At 71.4% G+C, this 24,779-nt stretch carries 21 protein-coding genes and 1 riboswitch; of the genes, 8 read left to right on the top strand and 13 right to left on the bottom strand.

The features are described from left to right. Positions 1–21 precede the first annotated feature (21 nt). Positions 22–2,520, top strand: a complete 2,499-nt coding sequence (locus EUA98_RS14105; RefSeq protein ID WP_130103328.1) for a DNA gyrase/topoisomerase IV subunit A — start codon at positions 22–24, stop codon at positions 2,518–2,520. Here EUA98_RS14105 and EUA98_RS14100 read toward each other — a convergent pair. From EUA98_RS14100 to EUA98_RS14090, 3 genes are all read right to left on the bottom strand, one after another. Beyond that, positions 2,486–3,217, bottom strand: a complete 732-nt coding sequence (locus tag EUA98_RS14100) for a lysoplasmalogenase family protein (RefSeq protein WP_207219098.1) — start codon at positions 3,215–3,217, stop codon at positions 2,486–2,488. The two genes, EUA98_RS14105 and EUA98_RS14100, sit on opposite strands and share 35 nt — an antisense overlap. 83 nt (positions 3,218–3,300) lie before the next feature. After that, positions 3,301–4,416 (bottom strand): GNAT family N-acetyltransferase, encoded by a 1,116-nt coding sequence (locus EUA98_RS14095; protein WP_130103327.1) that lies wholly within the window; start codon positions 4,414–4,416, stop codon positions 3,301–3,303. 72 nt (positions 4,417–4,488) lie between these two features. Beyond that, positions 4,489–6,618, bottom strand: a complete 2,130-nt coding sequence (locus EUA98_RS14090) for a DNA gyrase/topoisomerase IV subunit B (protein ID WP_130103326.1) — start codon at positions 6,616–6,618, stop codon at positions 4,489–4,491. A 164-nt stretch (positions 6,619–6,782) separates the two neighbouring features. Here EUA98_RS14090 and EUA98_RS14085 point away from each other — a divergent pair, with 164 nt between their 5' ends. Beyond that, entirely contained in the window at positions 6,783–6,992 is a 210-nt protein-coding gene (locus EUA98_RS14085; protein WP_207219097.1) for a DUF7455 domain-containing protein, read from the top strand. Positions 6,993–7,123: 131 nt separating this feature from the next. On the opposite strand, the gene EUA98_RS14080 is transcribed toward EUA98_RS14085, so the two are convergent. The 4 genes from EUA98_RS14080 to EUA98_RS14060 all read right to left on the bottom strand — a co-directional run bounded on the left by EUA98_RS14080 (position 7,124) and on the right by EUA98_RS14060 (position 11,260). Next, the gene (locus EUA98_RS14080; RefSeq protein ID WP_130103324.1) at positions 7,124–7,321 is read right to left on the bottom strand and encodes a hypothetical protein; all 198 of its coding nucleotides are present in this window, start codon (positions 7,319–7,321) and stop codon (positions 7,124–7,126) included. Between the two features lie 14 nt (positions 7,322–7,335). Further along, positions 7,336–7,411, bottom strand: a riboswitch (cyclic di-GMP riboswitch). Between the two features lie 429 nt (positions 7,412–7,840). Further along, positions 7,841–9,427 (bottom strand): RNA polymerase sigma factor, encoded by a 1,587-nt coding sequence (locus EUA98_RS14070; protein WP_207219096.1) that lies wholly within the window; start codon positions 9,425–9,427, stop codon positions 7,841–7,843. A gap of 134 nt (positions 9,428–9,561) precedes the next feature. Next, complete coding sequence (locus EUA98_RS14065) at positions 9,562–9,981, bottom strand: universal stress protein (RefSeq protein WP_130103322.1); 420 nt, start codon at positions 9,979–9,981, stop codon at positions 9,562–9,564. A 100-nt stretch (positions 9,982–10,081) separates the two neighbouring features. After that, on the bottom strand, positions 10,082–11,260 hold the full coding sequence (locus EUA98_RS14060) for a DUF4192 domain-containing protein (protein WP_130103321.1): 1,179 nt from the start codon (positions 11,258–11,260) through the stop codon (positions 10,082–10,084). Between the two features lie 143 nt (positions 11,261–11,403). On the opposite strand from EUA98_RS14060, the gene EUA98_RS14055 reads away from it, so the two are divergent. After that, positions 11,404–12,036: a hypothetical protein gene (locus EUA98_RS14055; RefSeq protein WP_130103320.1), complete on the top strand. Its 633-nt coding sequence runs from the start codon at positions 11,404–11,406 to the stop codon at positions 12,034–12,036. Between the two features lie 19 nt (positions 12,037–12,055). Then, on the top strand, positions 12,056–13,165 hold the full coding sequence (locus tag EUA98_RS14050; protein ID WP_350339504.1) for a polyprenyl synthetase family protein: 1,110 nt from the start codon (positions 12,056–12,058) through the stop codon (positions 13,163–13,165). A 28-nt stretch (positions 13,166–13,193) separates the two neighbouring features. Here the strand turns inward: EUA98_RS14050 and EUA98_RS14045 are convergent, their stop codons facing one another. Beyond that, positions 13,194–13,634: an Rv2175c family DNA-binding protein gene (locus tag EUA98_RS14045; protein ID WP_130103319.1), complete on the bottom strand. Its 441-nt coding sequence runs from the start codon at positions 13,632–13,634 to the stop codon at positions 13,194–13,196. 180 nt (positions 13,635–13,814) lie between these two features. Between EUA98_RS14045 and EUA98_RS14040 the strand changes: the two genes are divergently transcribed. Further along, positions 13,815–15,245, top strand: a complete 1,431-nt coding sequence (locus EUA98_RS14040; RefSeq protein WP_130103318.1) for a LysM peptidoglycan-binding domain-containing protein — start codon at positions 13,815–13,817, stop codon at positions 15,243–15,245. A 36-nt stretch (positions 15,246–15,281) separates the two neighbouring features. Continuing rightward, complete coding sequence (gene pknB, locus EUA98_RS14035; RefSeq protein ID WP_130103317.1) at positions 15,282–17,288, top strand: Stk1 family PASTA domain-containing Ser/Thr kinase; 2,007 nt, start codon at positions 15,282–15,284, stop codon at positions 17,286–17,288. 88 nt (positions 17,289–17,376) lie between these two features. Here pknB and EUA98_RS14030 read toward each other — a convergent pair whose 3' ends face one another. The 3 genes from EUA98_RS14030 to EUA98_RS14020 all read right to left on the bottom strand — a co-directional run bounded on the left by EUA98_RS14030 (position 17,377) and on the right by EUA98_RS14020 (position 20,846). Then, a complete protein-coding gene (locus EUA98_RS14030; protein ID WP_130103316.1) occupies positions 17,377–18,747 on the bottom strand; it encodes a class II 3-deoxy-7-phosphoheptulonate synthase in 1,371 nt (456 codons plus the stop codon). Next, complete coding sequence (locus EUA98_RS14025) at positions 18,744–19,961, bottom strand: pyrophosphate--fructose-6-phosphate 1-phosphotransferase (protein WP_130103315.1); 1,218 nt, start codon at positions 19,959–19,961, stop codon at positions 18,744–18,746. The genes EUA98_RS14030 and EUA98_RS14025 overlap by 4 nt, the downstream gene beginning before the upstream one ends. Before the next feature lie 87 nt (positions 19,962–20,048). Then, positions 20,049–20,846: a lysophospholipid acyltransferase family protein gene (locus tag EUA98_RS14020; RefSeq protein ID WP_130103314.1), complete on the bottom strand. Its 798-nt coding sequence runs from the start codon at positions 20,844–20,846 to the stop codon at positions 20,049–20,051. Positions 20,847–20,913: 67 nt separating this feature from the next. On the opposite strand from EUA98_RS14020, the gene EUA98_RS14015 reads away from it, so the two are divergent. Continuing rightward, the gene (locus tag EUA98_RS14015) at positions 20,914–21,450 is read left to right on the top strand and encodes a hypothetical protein (protein ID WP_130103313.1); all 537 of its coding nucleotides are present in this window, start codon (positions 20,914–20,916) and stop codon (positions 21,448–21,450) included. Between the two features lie 18 nt (positions 21,451–21,468). Here EUA98_RS14015 and EUA98_RS14010 read toward each other — a convergent pair whose 3' ends face one another. Continuing rightward, positions 21,469–22,413, bottom strand: coding sequence for an ROK family glucokinase (locus EUA98_RS14010; protein WP_130103312.1), 945 nt, complete (start codon positions 22,411–22,413; stop codon positions 21,469–21,471). A 146-nt stretch (positions 22,414–22,559) separates the two neighbouring features. Between EUA98_RS14010 and EUA98_RS14005 the strand changes: the two genes are divergently transcribed. After that, entirely contained in the window at positions 22,560–24,380 is a 1,821-nt protein-coding gene (locus EUA98_RS14005; protein WP_130103311.1) for an AMP-dependent synthetase/ligase, read from the top strand. A 41-nt stretch (positions 24,381–24,421) separates the two neighbouring features. On the opposite strand, the gene EUA98_RS14000 is transcribed toward EUA98_RS14005, so the two are convergent. Further along, positions 24,422–24,679 carry a hypothetical protein gene (locus EUA98_RS14000; protein ID WP_130103310.1) on the bottom strand — a complete coding sequence of 86 codons (258 nt, stop codon included), beginning with the start codon at positions 24,677–24,679 and terminating at the stop codon, positions 24,422–24,424. Positions 24,680–24,779: the final 100 nt, after the last annotated feature.

The following is a 24,779-nucleotide window of genomic DNA, read 5'->3' as shown; positions in this document are numbered from 1 at the left end:
ACTCAAGGGAGCCGGATCACCATGGCGCGCCGCACCGCCACCCCGCCGGGGGTACCCGAGGACTACATCGAGAACATCGTCGACATCGACGTCGCCGACGAGATGCAGGGCTCGTTCCTCCAGTACGCGTACTCGGTCATCTACGCGCGGGCCCTGCCGGACGCGCGCGACGGCCTCAAGCCGGTACAGCGTCGGATCCTCTACCAGATGTCCGAGATGGGCCTGCGCCCGGACCGTGGCCACGTGAAGTCGGCGCGCGTGGTCGGCGACGTGATGGGCAAGCTGCACCCGCACGGGGACGCGTCGATCTACGACGCGCTCGTGCGCCTCGCGCAGTCCTTCTCGCTGCGGCTGCCCATGGTCGACGGGCACGGCAACTTCGGCTCGCTCGACGACGGCCCGGCCGCGCCCCGCTACACCGAGGCCCGCCAGTCGCCCGCCGCGCTCGCGATGACGGTCGGCCTCGACGAGGACGTCGTCAACTTCGTCCCGAACTACGACAACAAGCTGGTCCAGCCCGAGGTCCTCCCCGCCGCGATCCCGAACCTCCTGGTCAACGGCGCGGCCGGGATCGCCGTCGGCATGGCCACGAACATGGCGCCGCACAACCTGGTCGAGGTCATCGCCGCGGCGCGCCACCTCGTCGACCACCCGCAGGCGACGCTCGACGACCTCATGCGGTTCGTGCCCGGTCCGGACCTGCCCACGGGCGGGAAGATCGTCGGCCTGGACGGCGTGCGCGAGGCCTACCGCACGGGTCGCGGCCAGTTCCGCACCCGCGCGACGAGCCGGATCGAGAACGTCACCGCGAAGCGCAAGGGCATCGTCGTCACCGAGCTGCCCTACCTCGTCGGGCCGGAGCGGGTGATCGAGAAGATCAAGGAGGGCGTGCAGGCCAAGAAGCTCACCGGCATCACGAACGTCGTCGACCTCACCGACCGCGAGCACGGGCTGCGCCTGGTCATCGAGGTCAAGACCGGGTTCAACCCCGAGGCGGTGCTCGAGCAGCTCTACCGGTTCACCCCGCTCGAGGACTCGTTCAACATCAACAACGTCGCCCTCGTCGACGGTCAGCCGCGCACGCTCGGCCTCCGCGAGCTGATCGAGGTCTGGGTCAACCACCGGATCGACGTCGCGCGGCGGCGCAGCGCGTACCGCCTGGCCAAGCGCTCCGAGCGCCTGCACCTGGTCGAAGGCCTGCTGCTCGCGATCGTCGACATCGACGAGGTCATCCAGGTCATCCGCACCTCGGACGACGCCGAGACCGCCCGGGGCCGCCTGCGCGACGTGTTCGACCTGTCCGAGCTCCAGGCGGAGTACATCCTCGAGCTGCGGCTGCGACGGCTGACCAAGTTCTCCCGGATGGAGCTCGAGAAGGAGCAGTCGCAGCTCGCCCAGGAGATCGCCGAGCTCACCGCGATCCTGGCCGACGACGTCCGGCTGCGCGGCATCGTGTCGGCCGAGATGGCCGACGTCGCCCGCGTGCACGGCACGCCGCGGCGCACGATCCTGCTCGACTCCGACGGCTCGGGCTCCCCGGCCGCCTCGCTCAAGAACGCGACCCCGCTGCAGATCGAGGACTCGCCGTGCTGGGCGCTGCTGTCCGGGACCGGTCTGCTCGCACGCACCGGTGATGAGAGCACCCCGCTCCGCGCCGGCGCTCGGCACAAGCACGACGTGGTGCGCACGGCGATCCCCGCCACCACCCGCGGCGAGATCGGCGCGGTGACCTCGCTGGGTCGGATGGTCCGCGTCCAGGTGCTGCACCTGCCCGCGCTCCCCGGCACCGACGGCGCGCCGAGCCTGTCCGGCGGGGTGCCCGTGAGCGAGGTCGTGGCGCTGCTGCCCGGCGAGAGCGTGCTCGCGCTCGCCTCGCTCGCGGCGACCGCGCCCACCCTGGCGCTCGGGACGGCGTCCGGCGTGGTCAAGCGCGTCGCCGCCGGCGACCCGCCCAACAACAAGGACGCGTGGGACGTCATCGCCCTCAAGGACGGCGACGAGGTCGTCGGTGCCGTTGCGGTGAGCGACGACGACGAGCTCGTCCTGATCAGCTCGGACGCGTCGCTGCTCCGCTTCAGCGCCTCGGCCGTCCGACCGCAGGGCCGCACCGCCGGCGGGATGCTCGGCATCAAGCTCGCCGACGACCAGCGGGTGGTGTTCTTCGGCGCGACCACCGCCGCCGACGGCGACGGCGACGGCACGTTGGACCTGCTGGGAGCGGGCGGGCGCGAGTACGCGGTGGTCACGATCGCCGGCTCGCAGTCGGCGCTGCCCGGCACGGTCCCCGGCTCCGCCAAGACGACGCCGTTCGCGGCCTACCCGCCCAAGAACCGCGGCGGGATGGGGGTGCGGGCGCACCGGTTCCTCAAGGGCGAAGACTCCCTCCAGCTGGCCTGGGTCGGGATCGCGCCGCCGCGGGCCAGCGGGTCGGCGGGTCAGCCGCTCGAGCTGCCGCCGGTCGACCCGCGCCGGGACGGCTCGGGGATCACGCTGCCGGCACCGGTGCACGCGATCGGCTGACCGACGCGAGGACCCCGGTGACCAGCAGGACCTGACCGGCGATGTAGGTGAGCATCACCCAGAACCCGGCGGCGGGCGGGGTGAACCACGTCGTGAACTCGCCGAGCGCGATCATCGCGTCGGAGGAGAGGAAGACGACCCCGCCGACGGCGGCCAGCGGGTGCACCCCGGCGGCGAGGGCCGCCATGGTCACCAGGCACACGCCGTAGACCACGGCGGGCACCACGAGCGTGCCCGCGCCCGGCACGCAGGCGACCAGCAGCAGCACGAGGGCGGCCACGTACGGGACCGCGAGTGCCGGTCGGCGGCCCAGCGGCCCGGTGCGTGCCGCCGGCGCGAACGCGGCGATGTAGGCGAGCTGCGCGACGAGGAAGAAGCCGACCATGACGAGGAACGCCAGGTCGTCGGGCACGGCGAACGGTGCGGTGTCACCGAGCCAGGAGAACCCCAGCGCGACCAGCGTGAGGCGAACGATCCGGGGGCGTGGCCCCGCGGTCGAGGCGACCAGGAACGCGGCCAGCGTCGGCATCAGGAGCGCCTTGGTGACCATCGCGAGCCCGTCGGCGTCGGCCAGCAGCGCGACCAGGTGCACGACGGCGACGGTGACGCCGGCCACCGCGACCCCGGCGGCGAGCGCGGTGGGACGTCGCGCGACCCGGCCGTCGTCCGGTCCTGCGGCCCGCATCGTTCCGGTCATCCGTACCCCCTCGACCCGGGCCGCACGTCGTCGTGCCGCCTGCGCGATGGTAGCGGTCGGGGGCCCGGTCGCGGAGGTCCGCGCTAGAGCTCGATCGTGTAGGCGACCGACCGGTGCACCGGGGTGAATCCCACCCGTGAGTACACGCCGTGCGCGCCCGTGGGGTTCTCGGTGTCCACGTCGAGGACGGCGTACGCCACCCCCTCGGACCGGAAGGCGTCCATCGCGGCGGCCAGGAGGGCGACCGCCAGCCCCTGCCGTCGCCAGGGCCGGCGTACCCCGAGCTGGTGCACGTAGCCGAACGAGTAGCCGAGCACCGGCCAGTCGTCGACGAAGCTCTCGGCCATGAGATAGCCCGCGACGACCGGCGCCGGGCTCTCGTCGGCGTCGGCGTCGGCGTCGGCGTCGGCCACGATCGCGAAGCTCCACCGCGGGACGAAGCTGGAACGGCTCCCGCGCCACTGCTCGGCGGTCCGTGGCTGGCTGCCCCAGTGGTCCGCGAAGGCCTCGTTGTGCGCGACCCGGATCGCGTCATCGAGCTCGATGCTCCAGGGCACCAGCGTCAGCCCGCTGGGGACCGCCCGCTCGGGCGACGGCTCGGCGAGGTCACGACGCATCGTGGTGAACCACCGGGCCGGCGTGAACCCCGCCGCCGCGAAGAGCCGGTGCTCGGCGCCCGACTCCCCCTCGAGGAACGTCGTCAGCCAGCCCGCGGCCGAGCTGCCCGAGGCCGCCAGCAGCTGCCGCCCGCGGGCGTCCATCCACCGCACGAGCGCCGTTCCGATCCCCCGCCGGCGGTACGCCGGGTGGACCCCGCCGCGCAGGTTCGCCCGGATGATCGTGACGTCACCCGGTGCCACCTCGGCGAACGCGTACGCGACCAGCGCGCCGCCGGGCGCGAATCCACCGACGGTGTCACGCGACGGGTCCTTCCATGACCCCGTGAACCACTCCCCGACCTCCACCAGGGTGGTCCGGAACGGCGCGCCGTCGACCTCCTCGATGCGCGCCACGAGCGCCGCGAGCTCGGGCGCGTCCGCGGGGGTGAGGGATCGCCACGCGAGCCCGAGGGCCGCCCCGGGGAGCGGCACGACGGCGGGCGCCTGGGCCCGGGCAGCGAGCGGCACGGGCACGTCGCGTGGAGTCAGTTCGGGCGGAGTCGTCTCAGGCGGAGTCGTCGAGCCGGGCGAGGGGACCATCCGCCCACGGTAGCCAGGCACCCGCGCGGGTCGCCTCCGAGCTTCCGGCCACCCGCGGTCGTCGGCCGAGCCTCAGGCGTCGATGTTGCTGCGGTCCATCTCCGAGGCACCCGCGACGATGAAGTCCTTGCGCGGTGCGACGTCGCTGCCCATCAGCAGCTCGAAGACCTTCTCGGCATCGATGGCGTGGTCCATCGTGACGCGCCGCAGCATGCGGTGGCGCGGGTCCATGGTCGTCTCGGCCAGCTGATCGGCATCCATCTCACCCAGCCCCTTGTACCGCTGGATGTCTTCCTTGTAGCGCTTCCCCGCGCGCTGGAGCTTCTTCAGCGTCGCCACGAGCTCCGACTCGGAGTAGGTGTAGATGTACTCGTTCTTCCGCGACCCGGCGCCGATCACCTCGACCCGGTGCAGCGGGGGCACCGCCGCATACACACGTCCGGCGGCGACCATCGGCTTCATGTACCGGAAGAACAGGGTGAGCAGCAGGGTCCGGATGTGCGCGCCGTCGACGTCGGCGTCGGTCATCAGCACGATCTTGCCGTAGCGGGCGGCCTCCAGCTCGAACGAACGGCCGGATCCGGCCCCGAGCACCTGGATGATCGCCGCGCACTCGACGTTCTTGAGCATGTCCGTGATGGACGCCTTCTGGACGTTGAGGATCTTGCCGCGGATGGGCAGCAGGGCCTGGAAGTCCGAGCTCCGCGCGAGCTTGGCCGTGCCGAGCGCACTGTCGCCCTCGACGATGAACAGCTCGCTGCGCTCGACGTCGTCGCTGCGGCAGTCGGCCAGCTTGGCCGGCAGGGACGAGGTCTCGAGCGCGTTCTTGCGACGCGAGATCTCCTTCTGCTTGCGCGCACTGAGCCGGGCGCGCATCTCCGCGACGACCTTGTCCAGCAGGATCGTCGCCTGCGTCTTCTGGTCCCGCGTCGTGGCGTTGAGGAGCTTGGCGAGCTCGACGTCGACCACCTTGGCGACGATCGCACGCACCGGGGCGGTCCCCAACAGCTCCTTGGTCTGCCCCTCGAACTGGGGCTCGGCCAGGCGCACGGTGAGCACCGCGGTGAGCCCGGCGAGGACGTCGTCCTTCTCGATCCGCTCCGCGTCCCCGCGCGCGGTGATCTTCAGCCGACGGGCGTTGGCCTCGACCGCCTTGCGCAACGTCCGTAGCAGCCCGGCCTCGAACCCGGCCAGGTGCGACCCGCCCTTCGGCGTCGCGATGATGTTGACGAACGTGCGTACCTCGGTCTCGTAGCCGGTTCCCCACCGCAGTGCGATGTCGACCTCGCACTCACGGGTGACCGCCTGCGGGGTGAGATGGCCCCGTTCGTCGAGCACCGGCACGGTCTCCACGAAGGTCCCGGCACCGGTCAGGTGCCAGGTGCCCGTCAGCGGGGCATCGGGGGCGAGGAAGTCGACGAAGTCGACCGTCCCACCCAAGTGCTGGAACGTCTCGGTGTGCGACTCCTCGGCGCCGGGGGTGCCCGCCAGCCGACGCTCGTCGCGCACCGTCACCGCCAGGCCCGGCACCAGGAACGTCGTCTGCCGCACGCGGGTGACGAGCTCGTCGTAGGAGAAGACGGCGTTCGCCGGGAACACCTGACGGTCGGCCCAGTAGCGCACGCGGGTGCTCGTGCGGGCCTTGGCGGCACGCCCGACGACGACGAGCTCCGACCCCGAGACGAAGGGCGCGAACGGGGAGTCCGGGGACGGGCCCGACGCCGGGTCGGTGAACGTACCCGGGACGCCCCGATGGAACGTCATCCGGTGGACCTTGCCGCCACGCTCGACGTCGACGTCCAGCCGGGACGACAGGGCGTTGACGACGCTCGCGCCCACGCCGTGGAGCCCGCCCGAGGCCCCGTAGGAACCGCCGCCGAACTTGCCCCCGGCATGCAGCTTGGTGAAGACGACCTCGACCCCGGTCAGGCCCGTCTTCGGCTCGATGTCCACGGGGATGCCGCGGCCGTTGTCCTTGACCTCGACCGACGAGTCGGCGTGCAGCACGATCTCGATCCGGTCGCAGTGGCCCGCGAGGGCTTCGTCGACCGCGTTGTCGATGATCTCCCACATGCAGTGCATGAGGCCGCGCGAGTCGGTCGAGCCGATGTACATCCCGGGGCGCTTGCGGACCGCCTCGAGCCCCCCGAGCACGGAGAGATGCCGGGCGGTGTAGCTGGACTGCGTGGATACGGTCGACACGAGGCCCGAGCGTAATCGCTCGTACCGACACACCCGCGGCGCCGTGCCGTCTCGGTGTCGTTTTCGGGTGAATATCCCGATTTCGCTTCGCGGGTAGCGAACTCGACCCGTTGGGTGGCATCGGATCTCCCGGCGGATGGTTACATGTGTTTGTGAACGCGACAATGACTCAGCCCCTGACCGCAGCCGACCGCTGCGACCGCTGTGGCGCGCAGGCGTATGTGCGCGTCCTCATGTCGAGTGGCGAGCTGCTCTTCTGCGCCCACCACGCGCGTGAGCACGAGCCGAAGTTCAAGGCGCTCGCGACCCACGTGCAAGACGAGAGCGCCCGGCTCCTTGAGGAGCACGGCGCGGGAATCGGCAGCGCGCACTGAGCACGAAGCCAGTGCGCTAACCCCTGTTGACTCAGACAGAAGGGCCCCCTCCGCTGGGAGGGGGCCCTTCTGCTGCCTGAGGTCTGGGTGACGACCGAGCTCAGTCGACGAGTGAGGTGGGGTCGACCGCGCTAGCGGACCTGGGCGGGCACGAAGCCGAGCCGCTGACCCGTGCGGACCGCCGCCTGGCGCCGCACGAGCGCGTCGAGGGACGAGCCGGCCCGGGGTCGAGCCGGGACGCTGGCCGCAGTGTCAGCAGGGATCGTCTCGCCGTGGGAGGCAGGACCGCTCGCGCCGTTCTCGGGGAGGGCGCCGCTGAGGTTGCTCATGATTGCTCCTGTCGTTCGGCAGCCCGGCTGGCCCTGGTGGGTCCCGTGGCTTTGCGTCCCCGCCTCGCGGCGGGTTTGCACTTCTCGCTGACGACGCAAAGGTAGCCCATGATCGGCGCAACAAGCCGATTTCCGGCAGGTATGCCCCATTTGGCCTAAGCCGACCTGTTCGCCCGTGAAGTCCGTCGAGCTGCGGAGCGGCGGTGCGTCGCGTGGGGAACGCACCGCCGCGCGGTCCGCAGGCGACGCCCGAGACGATTCATTGATCTAGTCGTCCCCGGCACGCCGGTGCTAACCGTCTACCCACGACGCCATGGGCATGACCAAAGTAGCGCGTCGGGGCGTCGCCCGCCGGGCAGTCGGCCGCGGGCTTCTCGAGGCAGATCGGCCTCGCAACCCACCGCCGGAGGGCGCAGGCCCGAGGACAACAAAAAGCGGATGCGGTGCCGTCCTCCGGCGAGGCACCCGAAGGCTCCTCTGGCCGGAGGATGACACCGCATCCGCCGTCGCGCTCGCGCTCTAGTCGAGGTAGTCGCGCAGGACCTGCGACCGGCTCGGGTGGCGCAGCTTCGACATCGTCTTCGACTCGATCTGGCGGATGCGCTCGCGCGTGACCCCGTAGACCTTGCCGATCTCGTCGAGCGTCTTGGGCTGACCGTCGGTCAGACCGAAGCGCATGGACACCACGCCCGCCTCACGCTCGGAGAGCGTGTCCAGAACCTGGTGCAGCTGCTCCTGCAGGAGCGTGAAGCTGACGGCATCGGCCGGGACAACAGCCTCGGAGTCCTCGATGAGGTCACCGAACTCGCTGTCACCGTCCTCGCCGAGCGGGGTGTGCAGGGAGATGGGCTCACGGCCGTACTTCTGGACCTCGACGACCTTCTCGGGGGTCATGTCGAGCTCCTTGGCGAGCTCCTCCGGGGTGGGCTCGCGGCCCAGGTCCTGGAGCATCTGCCGCTGCACGCGCGCCAGCTTGTTGATGACCTCGACCATGTGCACCGGGATGCGGATGGTGCGCGCCTGGTCAGCCATCGCGCGGGTGATCGCCTGGCGGATCCACCACGTCGCGTACGTCGAGAACTTGTATCCCTTGGTGTAGTCGAACTTCTCGACCGCACGGATCAGGCCGAGGTTGCCCTCCTGGATCAGGTCCAGGAAGAGCATGCCGCGCCCGGTGTACCGCTTGGCGAGGGAGACGACGAGCCGCAGGTTCGCCTCGAGCAGGTGGTTCTTCGCGCGCCGACCATCCGACGCGATCCACTCGAACTCGCGCTTGACCTTGGGCTCGAGCTTGATCCCGGCGTTGAGACGCTCCTCCGCGAACAGGCCGGCCTCGATCCGCTTCGCGAGGTCGACCTCCTGCTCGGCGTTCAGCAGGGCGACCTTGCCGATCTGCTTCAGGTAGTCCTTGACCGGGTCGGCGGTCGCGCCCGCGGTGACGACCTGCTGGGCGGGCGCGTCGTCGTCGTCGGCGTCGGAGTAGGTGTACCCGGCATCCTCGGACTCGTCCTCGGGCTTCTTGACGACCACGACGTCATCCGCGTGGTTGTCGGTGGCCCGCTCGGAGTCGTTCTCCCGGGACTCGGCATCCGCCTTCGCCTCGCGGGTCGCGGCGGCCTTGGCGGCCCGCGCAGAGACGGCCTTCTTGGCGGCCGGCTTGCGAACCGCCGGAGCGGGGCTGGCCTCGTCGGTCTCGGCGGGGGCCACGGCCTTCTTCGCGCCGGGGATCCGCTTGACGGCGGGTGCCCGCTTCGCAGCGGCCGGCTTGGTGGCGGGCTTCGCGGCACTCGTGGACTCGACCGACTCACCGGTCTCGGGGTCGACGGTGGCCTTGGTGGTCTTGCGTGCGGTGGTGGTTGCGGCCGCCACCCGTGCCTTGATCTTGGTCTTTGCCACGATGGGCTCCGAGACGACGATGCCCGCGGAGGACAGGCCGCGGTAGACGGCTTTGAGCCGCTTCGCGTCGTTGACCTCGGCGGACTCACATGCGGTGCGGAACGATTCTGCGTCCACGGTTCCGTGGGTGCGGCCGCGCACGACGAGGTCCTGCAGGGCAGGGTGCTCGAACTCGCGCGGAAGTGAAGGACTTGTGGGGAGGGACGACACGAACGACCTTTCGGCAGCGCCTAGCCCGGAGACGAGGTCCGGGTACTTCGATATTGTACCGGCCGGGTCGCGTTGCGCTCGGCCGAAGACTGCCTCGAGGAGGCTAGACCTGCCCAACGAACGGGACCGGCGGATCATTCCTCGGGTGATTTGACGGCAAGTGCCGGTTTCACGGCCAGCACCGGACACGGTGCGCCCAACAGGATCCGCTGGGCATTCACCCCGAGGATGAGCTTGCCGACCGGGCTGCGACGACGCAGTCCGATCACGATGAGCGAGCCGTCGTTCTCCTGCGCCGCTGCGATGAGGTCGTCCGCGACGTCCTTGCTGCGGGCGACCAGCCGGATCTCGTGCGAGACGCCGCGCAGCTCGAGCCCGACGCTGACCTCGTCGAGCTCCCGCTCCTCGTCGAGCCGAACGCGCTCGTCCCGACCGTTGCCCTGGTGGCTCGTGACCACCACGAGGTGGGTCGAGCGGTTCTGCGCCTCGACCGTGGCCGCCTCGAGTGCCGTTCTGCCTTCCGGAGTGGCGAGGTAGCCCACGACGATGCTCATGTGTCCTCCATTGCACTGCTGCCGGCCCCAGCCGCTCATCCGACGGTACCTGAGCGGGTCAGGTACCGCCGGGGACGGAGGTCCGGTCGTCTCGCGGCGCTCAGGCGGGCTTGCGCATCCACCCCGGAGAGAGCCCCCTGGTGACCGCATCGTTGAGCAGCCGGGCCAGCCGGTGGTCCGGATCGACGCCGAGCGCACGGTCCAGCAGCACGCCGGCCCGGGCGCCGTCGGCCCGCCACCAGGCGATCAGGGCGAGCAGCGTGAGCGCCGCGGCCTGGTCGGGGGTCCGCGTGTGGGCGACCACCCGCTCGAGCACGTCGACCCCCGCCGTGACGAGCTCGTCGTCGGGCGGCACCCCTCGATGCGGATCCAGGATCACCCCCAGCGCGTCGGACGTGCTCGCCGCCACCTCCCCCACGGCGCGCTCCGTGGGGCCGACCAGCGTCCGCTCCGGCAGGTCGCCGGTGCCGGGTACGAGCGCGAGGAGCACCGCGTCCCGGACCCGCACGTCGGTGAGCGCTGCCTCGATCCGCCCGAGGACGGCCGGCGGTGCGCCCGCGACGCCGGCCAGGCTCCGTTCCATCGCATCCCGCCAGGAGGCCAGGCCCTCGGCGCGCCACCGGTGCTCCGCCCAGGCCCCTGCGGCCCGAGCCTCGACCCGGCGCGCCCTCGACCGCTGCGCCACCCGCGCGGTGTTGTGCCGCGCCTGCGCGGCGGCGGGGCTGATCCGGGCGAGGTCGTCGCGCGAGTCCGCGACCAGCGAGCCCGCGAGCACCATGTGCGCGGAGACCATCGTCTCGTCGAGGTCGCGCAGCGGGCGTCCCCCCGGCGGGCAGCAGGCCTCATCGGCGCAGTCCAGCGACAGGTACCCCGAGCGCGCGACCACCCAGACCGCGACGTCCGGCAGGAAGGGCACTGCCGACTCCCGGAACTGCTCGGCGGCGGCCCGCGCGAGCGTGGCTCGTCGGGGCACGCCGGAGCCGGCGGCCCACGGTCGGCCCGCTGCGGGGTACCGCGGGTCCTCGGCCGTGTAGAGCACGAGCACGGCCCGGATGGCGCCGTCGGACACGAGGTGGGAGACGAGCCCCCGCGCGAGCTGGGGGCCACCCACGACATCGCCCAGGTCGTCGAGATCCACCCGCGCGATCAGTCCGACCCGGCCGCGCGGGTGTCGCAGCGAGACCGCGACGGCGCTCTCCTGTGGACGGAACCCCAGCTGGTGGGGCAGCAGGGCGAGCAGCTCTCGGGGCTCGCGAACCCGAATCGTGGTGGCATCCATGACCGCAGGAGACCGCACCAGTGAGCGGTGCGGGGAGGTCCCCGCGCCCAGATGTGGACGGTGCCACGCGTGCCCGGGCTGTGGTCGGGTGAGAAGCAGGGAAACGCTCCGATCCCCCCTGCCGGCGCGGTTACGGTTGCGGGGTGCGAATCGACGGGAACCTGACGGTCGGCGCGGTCGGTCGTCGGCTCCCGGCGGACCTCCCCGTCGGATCCAGCGCTGCCCGCCCGACCCGCCGAGCCCGCACCGCGGCGCTGGGCGTGCTGGTGTGCGCGGTGCTCGTGGGTTGCGCATCGGGCGGACCGGCGGCCGACACCAGCGCGTCAGCCACCCCGTCGAGCGCTGCCGCGTCGAAGGCTGCCGACCCGACGCTGCTGCCCCCCACGCCGGCCCCGACCCCCCTGCTCAACGAGGAGCCCGACCCGAACTCCACGGTCGGCGGCCTCGCGCCGGGGTTCCCGAGCGACCTCTTGCCCGTCCCCGCCGGCGTGGAGGTGCTCGTCTCGTCGGTCGACCCGGTCGGCGACTCGAGCGCCTATCAGGTCAGCCTCAACCTGCGGACGGTGCTGTCCGCGACGCAGATCGTCGACGTCTACCGCCAGACCCTGACCGCCGGCGGGTTCGCCGAGGCCGAGCAGACGACGCCGGATGCGGCCCTGGCCGCCCAGACGACGTTCACCCGGTCCGCCGGGGACGAGGTGCTGGTCATCGGCGTGCTCGACCGGGACGGCGTCCGAACGGTCACGATCGGCGGCCGGCTCCGCACCGCCGGCTGAGCCGACCTAGGCTGCCACCGTGATCCCGACTCTGAACGCACCGGTCGATGTCGAGGACGTCCGCCGTCGGGTGGACGCCCTGCTGGCCGAGCACATCGCCGAACAGCGGCCCGTCCTCGCCTGTCTCGGGGTCGACAGCGCGGTGCTCGCGGACGCCGTCGCCGAGATGCTGTCCGGCGGCAAGCGGCTGCGGGCGGCGTTCTGCTACTGGTCGTGGCGCGCCCATGGCGGCCGACCGGACTCCCCGCTCGCCGGCGCCGTGCTGCGCGTCGGCGCCGCCCTCGAGCTGTTCCAGGCGGCCGCGCTCTTCCACGACGACGTCATGGACGACTCGGACACCCGGCGCGGCCACCGGACCGCCCACCGGACGTTCGAGGCGCTGCACCAGCGGTCGGGCTGGACCGGTGACTCCCGGCGGTTCGGGGAAGCCGCCGCGATCCTGCTCGGCGACCTCGCCCTGGTCGCCAGCGACGCGGAGTTCAATCGCGCCCTGGCCGAGTTCCCGGCCGAGGTCGGACCCGTCGCCCGGCGGATCTTCGACCGGATGCGCACCGAGGTCACCGTGGGCCAGTACCTCGACATGCTCGCGCAGGTGCTGCCCTGGGGCATGGACCCGGTGGCCGACGAGGCCCGCGCGCGCGAGGTGATCCGGGCGAAGTCGGCCCGCTACAGCGTCGAGCACCCGCTGGGTCTCGGCGCCGCGCTCGCCGGGGCCGACGCCGACACGCTCGCGTCGTCGTCTGCGTTCGGCCTCCCGCTCGGTGAGGCCTTCCAGCTGCGCGACGACCTGCTCGGGGTGTTCGGTGACCCGGCCACCACCGGCAAACCGGCCGGCGACGACCTGCGCGAAGGCAAGCGGACCGTGCTGGTCGCCCGCGCGATGGCCGCGGGCGACGAGGCGCAGCGCGCGCTGCTGCGCGAGCGGCTCGGGATTCGCGACCTGGCCGACGACGACGTCGCGACCGTCGCGGCCGCGATCGCCGCGACGGGTGCGCCGGACGAGGTGGAGACGCTCATCGCGGAGCTGTCGTCACGAGCCTTCACCGCCCTGGCGGCGGCGACGCTCGACGAACCGGGCGCCGAGATGCTCGCGCGGCTCGGTCACGCGGCGATCGATCGTCGCGCCTGAGCGTGCGCCCGGGGCCGTGCGCGACGCCCTACAGCAGGGTCATGGCGATGCGACGCACCGCGGTCTTCCGTCCCGTCCGCATCGCGCTGATCGGAGTCTCACCGAGGGTCGTATCGGGGGTGAAGAGCCACTCGATCGCCTCATCGTCCGCGAAACCGGCGTCGCGCAGCAAGGTGAAGGTGCCGTAGAGCGAGGCCAGCACGGCCCACCGCGGGGCGGGGACGCCATACTCGTCGGGCTCCGGCTCCGGCTTGTTCAGGGTCGAGTTGGCCGGGTTCTCCAGGTGCTCAGGCACGAGGAAGTCCGCCGGGACCGACACCACCGAGGAACGGCCACGCCGGACGACCGCCAGGCGGCCCTCATGGACCAGGCGGCGCACCTTGCCGGCGTCGATACCGAGCCGGTCGGCGACCTCGGGCACGGTGAGCCATTCGCCCACCAGGGAATCAAGAGCTGAGTTGTCCGTCACGAAGGACAGAGTACGCACAGGCCCGGCTGAGCCGAACGGACCGGGACAAAGCGGCGTCGCCGGGTCGAACTCCCTGCCTGCCTTTCGCCCTCGGCCGCGACGCAGTACGTTCGTTGTTGTCACACCAGTCACATCAGTCACACAGGCCCCATTCATCACTCACGTCACAGAGGTCCGACCATGACCCAGCACGGCAACGTCCGCCCTGGCGCCCCCGGGCACCTCGACGACGCGCAGCCCGCGGGCGCACGACCGGCCCCCTCGACGCGCACCCGACGCCGCGTCGCGACCGGAACCGGGGCCACGCTCGCCCTGGCCGTCGCCTCGGTCGCCGTCGGCGGTGCCGCGCACGCCGACGAGACCTACGTGGTGCGCACCGGCGACACGGTGAGCCACATCGCCGCCCGCACCGGAGCGTCCGTCAGCGCGATCTCGCGCGCGAACAATCTCGCCAACGCCGCGAAGATCCGGATCGGTCAGCAGCTGACGATCCCCACGGCGGGCGGCGCACCCGCCGCTCCGGTCGCTGCCGCCGCTCCCGCGTCCACCCAGGCGGCCGGCCACACCGTCGCGTCCGGAGAGACGGTCTCGCACCTGGCCGCCCGGTACGGCACCTCGGTCGCCGCGATCGTCACCGCGAACGGGCTCGACGCCCGCGCGTTCATCCGCGTCGGCCAGCAGCTGTCCATCCCCGGCGCCGCCGGGAGCACCGCCACCGCCGCGGTCGCCGCCGCGCCCGCCGCGACGGCCGCCACGTACCGCGTGGTGTCCGGCGACACCGTCTCCGGCATCGCCGCCCGCCACGGCACCACGGTCGCGGCACTGATCAGCGCGAACGGGCTCGACGCCCGCGCGTTCATCCGCGTCGGCCAGCAGCTGTCCGTCACCGGTGGCTCCGCGACCGGCGCCGCCCCGACCGCCGTCGCGGTCTCGAACCCCGTCGCCGCCACCGCGACCTACCGCGTCGTGTCCGGCGACACCGTCTCCAGCATCGCCACCCGCCACGGCACCACCGTCGCGGCGATCACCAGCGCCAACTCGCTCGGCGCCCGCTCGCTCATCCGCATCGGCCAGCAGCTGACGATCCCCGGCGCCTCGGCCTCGACCGCAGCGCCGACGGTCAAGCTGGTCGGCAGCACGTTCGCCGGCCGCACGTACCCGGAAGCGGTGGTCGCGTCCGCCAACCTCAACAAGGCGACCCTGCTCAGCCTCGGTGTCCCGTCCAAGGCGCAGATGCAGGCCAAGGTGGCCGCCACGGCCAGCGCCATGGGCGTCGACCCGGCGCTGGCTCAGGCGATCGCCTTCCAGGAGTCCGGGTTCAACCACACCGCGGTCTCCCCCGCCAACGCCATCGGCACCATGCAGGTCATCCCGACCTCGGGTGAGTGGGCGTCCCAGCTGGTCGGCCGCCACCTCAACCTGCTCGACCCCGACGACAACGTCACCGCCGGCGTCGCCATCCTGCGCCAGCTGGTGCGCACGGGCGCCGACCTCCCGACCGCCATCGCCGGCTACTACCAGGGGTCGTCGTCGGTGCGGCGAAACGGCATGTTCTCGGACACCCGGGTCTACGTCGCCAACATCCAGACCCACATGTCGCGGTTCCGCTGACGGGCGTTGTCGAGCCCCGACCGTAGGATGGCACCCGTGGGAGCCACTATCACCGACCCGCTCGTCGGCCGCCTGGTCGACGGCCGCTATGAAGTCGTCTCCCGCATCGCCCGGGGCGGGATGGCGACCGTCTATCTCGCAGTCGACCGCCGGCTCGACCGTGAGGTCGCGCTCAAGGTCATGCACCCGCACCTCGCCGAGGGAACGGCCGGCGCCGCGTTCATCGCCCGGTTCCGGCGCGAGGCACGGGCCGCGGCCCGCCTCACCCACCCGGCCCTCGTCGGCGTCCTCGACCAGGGGGTCGACGGCGAGACCAGCTACCTGACGATGGAGTACGTCGACGGCGTGAACCTGCGCCGCCACCTGGGCGAGCGCGGCGCGCTGACCGTGGCGGAGTCGTTCACCATCCTCGAGCGGGTGCTGGACGGGTTGGCCGCCGCGCACCGCACCGGGCTGGTGCATCGCGACATCAAGCCGGAGAACGTCCTGCTGGCCACCGACGGGCGCATCAAGCTCGCGGACTTCGGACTGGCCCGCGCGGTCACCGAGGTCACGTCCACCACCACCGGCACCGTGTTCGGCACGGTCGCGTACCTCGCGCCCGAGCTCGTGGCCATGGGCGTGTGCGACGCTCGCACCGACATCTACTCGGCCGGCATCCTGCTCTACGAGATGATCACGGGTCGCCAGCCGTACACGGGCGAGACCCCCATCCAGGTGGCGTACCTGCACGTCAACTCGGACATCCCCGTGCCGTCCGACCTGGTCCACTGGCTTCCGCCGGAGATCGACGGGCTCGTCAGCGCGCTCGCCGCGCGGGAACCCGAGAACCGGCCGGTCGACGCCGCCGCGGCCCTCGACCTCGTCCGGCGCACGCACGCCCTGCTCGACGACGAGACCCTCGCACGCCACGCAGACATCCCGCCGTCCTTCGTCCTGCCCACGGCGACCGAGGCACCCGACGACGACGGCGCTCCCGCGGAGTCGTCCGGCAGCGGTCCGCTCGCGAGCGATCCCGACGCCGGCGCGACGGCGCGCCTCGACGTCGCCTCCTCGGGCGGCACGATCGCGCTCGCCATCGGGACCGGCGTCCGCACCCCGGCGCAGATCGTGGCCGAGGAGCGGGCCGCGACCGCGCCTGCCCGACGACGGCGGAACCTGCGGGTCGCGGCGATCACCCTGCTCGTGGCTGCTCTGCTCGCCGCCGGGACGTGGTGGTTCGTGAAGATCGGGCCGGGCGCGTTCACCGCGGTGCCCGACGTCATCGGGACCCAGCAGGAGAGCGCGGAGTCGGTCCTCACCCTGGCGGGGCTCGACACGACCGCGGTCTCGGTCTTCGACACTGCCGTCCCGGGAGTGGTCGTCTCGACCGATCCCGGCGCCGACGCGCGCATCCGCAAGGACGGCTCGGTCGAGCTCAGGGTCTCGCAGGGTCCGGAGATGACGACCGTGCCCGAGGGCCTGGTCGGCATGAGCTTCGACGACGCCTCCGCGGCCCTGGTGGCCGCACGCTTCACGGTCGGCGACTCGATCACGCCATACGACGACGTCGCCGCGGTCGGGTCGGTGATGGCCGTCTCGGCCGAGCCGAACGCCAGCCTCGAGGTCGGCACCGAGATCGTGCTGACCGTCTCGCAGGGCCGAGCGCCGCTGACCATCATCTCCGTGATCGGCGCCACCCAGGAGCAGGCCACCAAGGACCTCGAAGGGCTGGGCCTGGCGGTTGCGGCGGTGCCCGCGTTCAGCGACACGGTCGACGCCGGCCGCGTGATCGACCAGGACCCGAAGCAGGGGGTCGCGGGGCACCGGCTGGACACGGTGACGATCACGGTGTCGCAGGGGCCGGAGATGATCGAAGTGCCTGACGTGTACGGCCAGAACTCGAAGAAGGCTTCGGAGGCGATCACGGCGGCCGGATTCAAGGTCGAGGTACGGAACCCGCAGGGCTTCTCTCCCCTGAATATCGTGTACTCGCAGACACCAGCCGGCGGCGCGGGGAAGACCGCACCAAAGGGGAGCACCATCGTCATCAACGTGTTCTAGCAATCCCCTCGATACAGCAAGAACCGCCCCGCCGGATCACTCCGACGGGGCGGTTCTGCTGTGTCTCTGTGCGCGCGTGCCCGCGGGGTCAGACCCCGCGCATGAGCTCAACGACCTGGAAGGCCATCTCCAGGGACTGCTGGTGGTTCAGCCGCGGGTCGACGAGCGTCTCGTACCGCACCGCGAGGCCGGCGTCGTCGATCTCCTCGCTCCCGCCCAGCACCTCCGTGACGTCGTCGCCCGTGAGCTCGATGTGCAGCCCGCCGGGCACCGTGCCCAACGCGCGGTGCACCTCGAAGAAGCCACGGACCTCGTCGAGCACGTCCGTGAGGCGGCGCGTCTTGTAGCCGCTCTCGGAGTTGATCGTGTTGCCGTGCATCGGGTCGCACACCCACGTCACCGGCGAGCCGACCGCAGACACCTTCTCGACGAGGCCCGGCAGGACGTTGCGCACCGTGCCGGCACCCATGCGGGTGATGAAGGTCAGCCGACCGGCCTCGCCCGCGGGGTTGAGCCGGTCCATCAGCGCCAGGGCCTCGTCCGCCGTCGTCGTCGGCCCGAGCTTGACGCCGATCGGGTTGCGGACCCGGGACAGGAAGTCGACGTGCGCGCCGTCGATCTGGCGCGTGCGCTCCCCGATCCACAGGAAGTGCGCGGAGCAGTCGTACGGCAGCCCGGTGCGCGAGTCGATCCGCGTGAGCGGCCGCTCGTAGTCGAGCAGGAGCGCCTCGTGGCTCGAGAAGAACTCGACCGTGCGCAGCGCATCGAAGTCCGCACCGCACGCCGCCATGAAGCGGATCGCGCGGTCGATCTCCGCGGCGGTCTCCTCGTAGCGGGCGTACGACGGGTTCGCCATGAAGCCGCGGTTCCACTCGTGCACGCGGCGCAGGTCCGCGAAACCGCCGGTCGTGAAGGCGCGCAGGAGATTCAGGGTCGACGCCGACGTGTGGTACGCCTGCAGCAGCCGCTCCGGGTCGGGAATCCGCGACTCGGGCGTGAAGTCGTAGCCGTTGATCGTGTCGCCCCGGAACGCGGGCAGGGTCACGCCGTCGCGCGTCTCGTCGTTCGAGCTGCGCGGCTTGGCGTACTGCCCCGCCATCCGCCCCATCTTGATGACCGGCAGGCTCGCGCCGTACGTGAGCACGACCGCCATCTGCAGGATCGTCTTGATCTTGTTGCGGATGTTGTCGGCGGTCGCCTCCGCGAACGTCTCGGCGCAGTCGCCGCCCTGCAGCAGGAACGCCTCGCCACGGCCCGCAGCGGCCAGCCGGCTCTTGAGCACGTCGGCCTCCCCCGCGAACACGAGCGGCGGCAGGGTCAACAGCCGCGTGGTGACGCGGTTCACGTGCTCGGCGTCCGGCCAGGTCGGCTGCTGCGCCACGGGCAACGTGCGCCAGTGGTCCAGCCCCGCGAGGACGGCCGGGTCCGGGGCCACGGACGCGTCGGACGAGTACGTCATGAAGCTGCCGGGACCAGCTGCTGGCCGATGTCGGCGAGCAGCTGCCCGAACCAGGGCTGCGACACGTCGAATGCCTTGCCACCGGCGATCCGGGGGAAGGCGATGGCCTTGAGGCGGTCGCTGTCCTCCTCGTCGTGGCCGATGACGCCCGACTCGCCCTTGAGGGCGCACTCGACCGCGAGGTCGGTCATGGACTTGATCAGGCGCAGGTCCTCCGCGTTGGCGGCGGCGGCCCGCGAGTAGTAGCCGCTCTTCTGCACCATGACCTTCTCGGCGCCGAGCAGCTCGGCGAACTGCTTGGCGAACCACGCGCCGGGGTTGATCGTGTCGAGGCGCACGTGGCCGAACGCGTCCCGCTTGACCTCGGCGCCCGAGGCCTCGAGCTGCGCGACGATCTCGTGCGTGCCGGCGCCCTCGGACAGGAAGATGTTGACGTTGCCGACCTCGTCCATCACCGTGCGCAGGCGAGCCGCCTCCGACTCGATGTCGAGCGCGAGCTCGGGCAGGAAGACGGCGTGGATGTCCCACCGCTCCTTGGTGAGGCCGATGCCCGGAACCCACTCCTGCAGGGCCAGCCACTTGCGGTACTCGGCGGCGGCCGCCGCGGTGAGCCACCCGCAGTGCCGGCCCATGACCTCGTGCACGATCAGCATGCGCGGGCCCGAACGGTGCTCGCCGATGATGTTCTGCGCGAACTTCGCGGACTCCTCCGCGGCGGTCCACGCGCCGAGGGACTGCTTGATCGGCACGACGTCGTTGTCGATCGTCTTGGGCAGGCCGACCACCGTGAGGTGGTAGCCGTGCTCCTCGAGGTAGGCCGCCAGCTCGGCGGCCGTGATGTTGGTGTCGTCGCCACCGATGGTGTGGAGCACGTCGACGCCGTCGGCCTTGAGCTGCTCGGCGGCGACCTGCAGCGGGTTCTGGCCCTCGGCCACGAGGCCGCGCTTGACCAGGTCGGCCGCGTTCGAGAGCTTGACGCGGGAGTTGCCGATCGGCGAGCCGCCGAACTTGTGCAGCAGGCCGGCCTTGGCGCGCGTCTCGGCGTCGACCACGATCTTGTTGCCGGTCAGCAGGCCGTGGTAGCCGTGCTGGTAGGCGATGATCTCGATCTCCGGAGCCAGCTCGGTGTACCGCTCGATCAGTCCGCCGACGGCGGAGGAGAGGCACGGAGCGAAGCCCCCTGCGGTAAGGAGGGCAACGCGACGAACCGACATGGGACACGCCTCTCGTAGATCTGTGTGCAGGTCAGGTGATGCTGAACGGGTGGTCGCCCGGGAGTGCTCCCGCTCGGCGACGCGTCCCTACTCTACCGACGGCTCGGGTGAGTCCTCGGGTGGGACCGGAACATGGACGTCGGGAACGGGCCGACCACCGGGCGCGGCGGGGCTGGGGACGCCGGGCACGGGCGGGACGGCGTTGCCTGCCGCGATCCGCGCCTTCTGGGTGGCGGCGTAGACGTCCACGTACTCCTGGCCGGACAGGCTCATGAGCGAGTACATGATCTCGTCGGTGACCGAGCGCAGGATGAAGCGATCGTTCTCCATGCCCTTGTACCGGCTGAAGTCGAGCGGCTCGCCGATGACGATCCCGATGCGCATCGGCTTGGGCAGGCGCTGGCCGATCGGCTGGGCCTTGTCGGTGTCGATCATCGCCACCGGGATGACCGGGGCACCGGACTCGAGCGCGAGCCGCGCGACGCCGGTCTTGCCCCGGTAGAGGCGACCGTCGGGGCTACGGGTGCCCTCGGGATAGATCCCGAAGAGCTTGCCCTCCTCGAGCCGGCGCAGCCCGGTACGCAGCGCGGCCTCGCTCGCACGCCCCCCGGCCCGGTCGACCGGGATCGTGCCCACCCCGCGCATGAAGCCGGCGATGAGGCGGCCCTTGAGGCCGGAGCCGGTGAAGTAGTCGGCCTTGCCGATGAAGACGATCTCTCGATTGAGCTCGAGCGGAAGGAAGAACGAGTCGACGACAGCGAGGTGGTTGGAGGCGAAGATCGCCCCACCCTCGGCAGGGACGTTCTCGATCCCTCGCACCCAGGGGCGGAACAACACCTTCAAGATCGGGCCGAAGAGCACCCGCTTCAGGAACCAGTAAAACAACGTGCCTCCTCGCCACAGCGCAACGGGCAATCCGCGCACCGACTGATCCGACTCTAGAGTGCTCCGTATGACGCCACGTCACGACGACACCGGGATTCCTCCCGACGACGGCGATCGGGCGCCGGAGGACGACTTCGCCGAACGCTGGGCCGAGATCGTGGCCGAGCTCGGCAAACCGGACATCACCGAAGAAGCGACCGAGATTGCCGACCCGACCGGCGGCACCGGCCCGGCCGTAACCTACCCGGTTGCGCCGTGGGTGCCCGCGCCGACACCGATCCGGGCCCCACGGGAGCTGTCCGGGCGGGACTGGGACGGCACCGACCAGATCGATGCCGCCGAAGCCGAGATGGACGACGTCGAGCACTTCGTCCCGGGCGATCCCGGGCCGATCTTCGGCGGCGACCCGCTGCTCACGATGGCCTGGCTCGGCGCGGCGGGCATCCCGATCGGACTGCTCGTGATGATCGTCGCGTGGCGGGACGCCCCGCTGATCTTCCTGCAGATCGCGGGGGTCGCCTTCGCGCTCAGCTGCATGCTGCTCGTGTGGCGGTTGCCGCACCACCGCGACGAGTCGGACGACGATCCCGGCGCGGTGGTCTGAGCAGCTCGACGCGGGCGGTCAGATGCGGGCGAGGTCCGCAGCGCCCACGATGCCCGCCTCGTTGCCCATCGCCGCGAGGGTGAACCCGGCCAGTGGCCGGAAGCCCCGCGCCGAGAGGTTGTTCGCAAAGGCGTCCCGTGCGGGACCGAGCAGCAGCTCGCCCGCCGCTCCCACTCCCCCGCCGATGACGATCAGCGCGGGGTCCAGGAGCGCGGCGACCGACGCCGAGCCCTCGCCGATCCACCGGCCGAGCTCGGCGAGCAGCTCGATCGCCAAGGGGTCGCCCTCCTGAGCGGCGAGGGTCACGTGCGGACCGGTGAGCCGGGCGCTGTCGCCACCGGCCAGCTCGACCAGCCGGTGCGCACGCTCCGGCTCGGTGAGGACTGCGGCCTGGGCGTCGCGCACGAGGGCGCTGCCCGACGTGTACTGCTCCCAGCACCCCTCGTTGCCGCAGCCGCAGAGGTGCCCGTGGGGGACCACGCGCATGTGCCCGACCTCGGCGGCCACGCCCCAGGCGCCGCGCACCAGGTTGCCGCCGACGACGATCGCGCCACCCAGGCCCGTCCCGACGGTGAGCAGCAGCATGTCCTGCACCTCGCGGCCGGCCCCGAAACGGAACTCGGCCCAGCCGGCGGCGTTCGCGTCGTTCTCGACGACGACCCGCACCTTCTTCTTCAGCAGGGACTGCACCCGATCCTGCAACGGGTACTCGCGCCAGGCGATGTTGGGCGCGAACAGCACGGTCGACCGGGCCGAGTTCACGAATCCCGCCGCGGCGACCCCGATGGCGCCGACGTCGTACTTCTGGGAGAGCTCGTCGTACACGTCGCAGACCGCGCGGTCGATGCTGGCGGGATCGTCCGGCGAGGTGACCCTGCGGGTCTGGGCGAGGATGTTTCCGTCCTCATCGACGACCCCGGCCGCGATCTTCGTCCCGCCGATGTCCACACCGATGGCGTGCATGTACGTCCTTTGCGTCAGGCGGGCATGAGTGGGCTGCATCACGAACAGATGCCCCCGCCGAAGGGTACCCACGTCAAACCCTCGCGCCATATCCCGAAGGTCCCTTATCATCGCTGCACCGCCACCACCTGCCACTGGAGTCAGTAATGGACGAGTTCCGCACGCCTCTGCTCGTGGACGTCGATCCCGGGCACAACCTCAACGACCTGCTCGCGGCGCGTGTGACCGCCACCCCGGACCGGACGGTGGTCGAGCACAAGACCGGCGACGGCCCGTGGATCCCCCTCAGCGCGCGCGAGTTCGACGCGGCGGTGGTCTCCGTCGCCAAGGGACTCGTCGCCCGGGGGGTCGAACCCGGTGCGCACGTCGGCATCATGTCCCGCACCCGGTACGAGTGGACGCTGCTCGACTGGGCCGTCTGGGCGGCCGGCGCGATCTCGGTGCCGGTGTACGAGACGTCGTCGGCCGAGCAGGTGCACTGGATCCTCACGGATGCGGAGGTCAGCCTGCTGATCGTGGAGAAGGTCCAGCACGCAGCCACGGTGGCGGAGGTCCGCAGCGAGGTGCCGCACCTGCGCGACGTGCTGCTCATCGACGAGGGCGCCGTGGCCACGCTGATCGCCGACGGCGCCGGCGTCAGCGACGAGGAGATCGTCCGGCGGCGCGGCCTGGCGAACCTGGAGGACGTCGCGACGATCATCTACACGTCGGGAACCACGGGCCGACCCAAGGGCGCCGAGCTCACGCACGCGAACTTCTACGTCCTCACGGTCAACGCGGTCAAGAGCCTGCACGAGGTCTTCTCCACCCCGAACCCGCGCACGCTGCTGTTCATGCCGCTCGCGCACGTGTTCGCGCGGTTCATCGAGGTGCTGGTGATCCCCGGCGGGGCCGTCCTGGGCCACACGTCGGACCCCAAGAACCTGATCGCGGACCTGGCGACGTTCCAGCCGACGTTCATCCTCTCGGTCCCCCGGGTCTTCGAGAAGATCTACAACTCGGCCGAGCAGAAGGCCGTGTCGGGTGGCAAGCAGGGCATCTTCGAGCGCGCGGCCAAGACGGCGATCGTGTACTCACGGGCGCTGGACAACCCGCACGGCCCGAGCCTGTGGCTGCGGCTGCAGCACAAGGTCGCCGACGTGCTCGTGCTGTCCAAGATGCGCAAGCTTCTCGGCGGGCAGGCCGTGTGGGCCGTCTCGGGCGGCGCACCGCTCGGGGAGCGCCTCGGCCACTTCTACCGCGGCCTCGGCCTGCACGTGCTCGAGGGCTACGGGCTGACCGAGACGACCGCACCGGCCACGGTGAACACGCCGCGGCTGACCAAGATCGGCACCGTCGGCCAGCCGCTCCCCGGCGCGGCCGTGCGCATCGCCACGGACGGCGAGGTCGAGGTGCAGGGCCCGCAGGTGTTCAAGGGCTACCACAACAACGCCCAGGCGAACATCGACACGTTCCACGACGGCTGGCTGCGCACCGGAGACCTCGGGACGCTCGACGAGGACGGCTGCCTGCGGATCACCGGTCGCAAGAAGGAGATCATCGTGACCGCCGGCGGCAAGAACGTCGCACCGGCCGTGCTCGAGGACCGGCTGCGCGGGCACCCGCTGGTGAGCCAGGTCGTCGTCGTCGGCGACCAGCGCCCGTTCATCGGGGCGCTGCTCACGCTCGACGTCGAGAGCCTGCCCGGGTGGCTGACCGCGCACGGGCACCCCGAGATGAGTCCCGCGGAGGCGGCGAAGGACCCGGCCGTCCTGGCGTCGCTCGACAAGGCGGTCGAGCGGACCAACCGTGCCGTGTCGCGCGCCGAGTCGATCCGCAAGTACCGGATCCTCCCCGAGGACCTGACGATCGCCAACGGCTACCTCACGCCGAAGCTGAGCGTGCGCCGGATGGAGGTCCTCAAGGACTTCGCCGGGGAGATCGACGCGCTCTACGGCGGACCGCCGTCCAGTGGGCCGAAGGAGTAGCTCGCATCCGGGTGGGCCGGCCCTTCGGGGTCGGCCCGCGGCTATCCGGTCTGACCCAGGATCGCCAGCCGGAGCGGCGGCACGAGCCCCGAGGAAGCGAGCACCTCGAGCGCCGCCTGCTCGGCGCCGTCGAGATCCACGGCAGCGCCGTCGAGGCCCGCGACGGCGGCGTCGAGGTCCACGACAACGCAGTCGCGGTCCACCTCGATCGGCTCGCGGACCTCGATCGTCAGGAACGTCACCACGCAGTCGGCACAGGCAGCGCCGCGGACGGCGCACCTTCCACAGTCGATGATCATGCGCGCCACGCTAGCCAGACCCACCCACGGTGATGATGGCAACACCTCGTTCAAGGTGTGACTCAGCCACCCACTGACGTTCTTGTGGACTGTCTTGTGC

Origin of the sequence: Pengzhenrongella frigida (genome assembly GCF_004168625.1) — a bacterium.
Lineage (GTDB): Bacteria > Actinomycetota > Actinomycetes > Actinomycetales > Cellulomonadaceae > Pengzhenrongella > Pengzhenrongella frigida.
The sequence above is the reverse complement of the archived record's forward strand: the minus strand, read 5'-3'. Positions and strand labels throughout refer to the sequence as shown.

What these genes read in the sequence shown, in the direction of transcription:
- EUA98_RS14105 (WP_130103328.1), top strand. Translation starts at nt 22, where the DNA reads ATGGCGCGCCGCACCGCCACCCCGCCGGGGGTACCCGAGGACTACATC.
- EUA98_RS14100 (WP_207219098.1), bottom strand. Translation starts at nt 3,217, where the DNA reads ATGACCGGAACGATGCGGGCCGCAGGACCGGACGACGGCCGGGTCGCG.
- EUA98_RS14095 (WP_130103327.1), bottom strand. Translation starts at nt 4,416, where the DNA reads ATGGTCCCCTCGCCCGGCTCGACGACTCCGCCTGAGACGACTCCGCCC.
- EUA98_RS14085 (WP_207219097.1), top strand. Translation starts at nt 6,783, where the DNA reads ATGACTCAGCCCCTGACCGCAGCCGACCGCTGCGACCGCTGTGGCGCG.
- EUA98_RS14080 (WP_130103324.1), bottom strand. Translation starts at nt 7,321, where the DNA reads ATGAGCAACCTCAGCGGCGCCCTCCCCGAGAACGGCGCGAGCGGTCCT.
- EUA98_RS14065 (WP_130103322.1), bottom strand. Translation starts at nt 9,981, where the DNA reads ATGAGCATCGTCGTGGGCTACCTCGCCACTCCGGAAGGCAGAACGGCA.
- EUA98_RS14060 (WP_130103321.1), bottom strand. Translation starts at nt 11,260, where the DNA reads ATGGATGCCACCACGATTCGGGTTCGCGAGCCCCGAGAGCTGCTCGCC.
- EUA98_RS14040 (WP_130103318.1), top strand. Translation starts at nt 13,815, where the DNA reads ATGACCCAGCACGGCAACGTCCGCCCTGGCGCCCCCGGGCACCTCGAC.
- EUA98_RS14030 (WP_130103316.1), bottom strand. Translation starts at nt 18,747, where the DNA reads ATGACGTACTCGTCCGACGCGTCCGTGGCCCCGGACCCGGCCGTCCTC.
- EUA98_RS14025 (WP_130103315.1), bottom strand. Translation starts at nt 19,961, where the DNA reads ATGTCGGTTCGTCGCGTTGCCCTCCTTACCGCAGGGGGCTTCGCTCCG.
- EUA98_RS14015 (WP_130103313.1), top strand. Translation starts at nt 20,914, where the DNA reads ATGACGCCACGTCACGACGACACCGGGATTCCTCCCGACGACGGCGAT.
- EUA98_RS14010 (WP_130103312.1), bottom strand. Translation starts at nt 22,413, where the DNA reads ATGCACGCCATCGGTGTGGACATCGGCGGGACGAAGATCGCGGCCGGG.
- EUA98_RS14005 (WP_130103311.1), top strand. Translation starts at nt 22,560, where the DNA reads ATGGACGAGTTCCGCACGCCTCTGCTCGTGGACGTCGATCCCGGGCAC.
- EUA98_RS14000 (WP_130103310.1), bottom strand. Translation starts at nt 24,679, where the DNA reads ATGATCATCGACTGTGGAAGGTGCGCCGTCCGCGGCGCTGCCTGTGCC.